Genomic DNA, 313 nt, shown 5'->3' on the forward strand with positions numbered 1-313 from the left:
GGTGCGGCTATCGGCGTGATCAGCTTGGTCAAAATACCGTCCTGGCAGGCCAGCGCGTTGCCGTAGCGGGCCGCGTCCATGAAGCCGTCGAAACCGACGATGACATCGATCCATTCATAAGCCGCGGTCAGCGGCATCTCGACTTCCGATATGATGCCGTTGGTGCCGTAGGCATGGGTCACCTTATGCAGATCCTCGCCAGTGAGCTCGAGCGCTTTCGGCTCGGCTTCCATCGTCACCACACGCAGGCGCAGCACATTGCCGAAATCGCGCAGGCCGCCGAAATTGATCGAGCCGACGCCGCCCGAACCGC

The 313-nt window shown here is 62.0% G+C and carries 1 pseudogene; it reads right to left on the bottom strand.

Annotated features, from left to right (window positions below):
* A pseudogene (locus EOB49_RS35050) lies at positions 1 to 313 on the bottom strand (FAD-binding oxidoreductase); the annotation flags it as partial.

This window comes from Mesorhizobium sp. M7A.F.Ca.MR.148.00.0.0, assembly GCF_003997735.1.
Lineage (GTDB): Bacteria > Pseudomonadota > Alphaproteobacteria > Rhizobiales > Rhizobiaceae > Mesorhizobium.